Annotated in this window: 1 protein-coding gene; it reads right to left on the reverse strand. The window is 50.5% G+C overall.

The window, feature by feature from the left end:
- Positions 1-1,241, reverse strand: a 1,241-nt coding sequence (locus tag OH458_RS21915; RefSeq protein WP_269979851.1) for a T1SS-143 repeat domain-containing protein, incomplete at both ends; no start/stop codon positions are given.

Here is a 1,241-nt window from a genome sequence, read left to right on the forward strand (position 1 = left end):
GTCGGTGATGGTGATATCTAAATTGGCTTTGGCGGAGTTATCGCCGTCGCTGTCGACCATGTAGACTGGCAGTGCAAAGCTGAGATCGTTGTTGCCCTCGGCATTGGCATGGTCGATCGCTTCAATCAGTGTGAAAGTGTAATCGGCACTATTAAAATCAAGGGTAAAGACCGTTGTCTCCGCGCCATTCGCCGCCGTGGTAAAGCCGATGTATTGTCCAGAATCTGCAGGCTCTTCTCGAAGCTCTACCACTAGCCCATTCGATTTGAGCGAGCCGTCAGTATTGAACTCACTTGGCTCAAGGCGGAAATGACTTAAGTTGTCGCTGCCTTCGGTATAACTGATCGTGCCCGTGGCTTGGACTGCACTGCCGCTTGGCGCTGAGCCATCGGCTAGTTGAGATTCAGATAGACTCACCGATGGCACTGCGTTAATCACCGGATCGTCGCCATCTTGAATGGTTAAGGTGACCATTGCACTGACACTGTCTTTGTCGAAATCGCCCGACGTCACCACGATGTTTTTGACGATATCACCATTCTCATGGTCCAGATCGCGATTAGGCTCAAAGCGCATCTCACCACCAAGAGTGATATAGAGCGAGCCTTCTGGGTAATCGAATTTCTGCTCACCAGTGACAGTCTGGTCAAGCTGTTGCGCTGGGTTATCACCAAACTTAAACTCGGTGATAGTGGCACCATCGGCACTGTGTGAAGGCATGACATCGAAGGTCGCGGTGGTTGGGTTTTCGCCTTGATTCGGCTCCGTAATAGTCCAACTGCTGTTTTGCATTAGCTGGACATCGTCAGTAATGGTGATATCCAAATCGGCTTTAGCGGAGTTATCACCGTCAGTGTCAACCATATACACGGGCAGCGCAAAGCTCAGATCGTTGTTGCCCTCGGCATTGGCATGGTCGATCGCTTCAATCAGTGTGAAAGTGTAATCGGCACTATTAAAATCAAGGGTAAAGACCGTTGTCTCCGCGCCATTCGCTGCCGTGGTAAAGCCGATATATTGCCCAGAATCTGTAGGCTCTTCTCGAAGCTCTACTACTAGCCCATTCGACTTGAGCGAGCCGTCAGTATTGAACTCACTTGGTTCAAGGCGGAAATGACTTAGGTTGTCGCTGCCTTCGGTATAACTGATTGTGCCCGTCGCTTGCACCGCACTACCGTTTGGCGCTGAGCCATCGGCTAATTGAGATTCAGATAGACTCACCGATGGCACAGTATTGATCT

Source organism: Vibrio sp. MarTm2 (assembly GCF_027587055.1).
GTDB lineage: Bacteria > Pseudomonadota > Gammaproteobacteria > Enterobacterales > Vibrionaceae > Vibrio > Vibrio sinaloensis_D.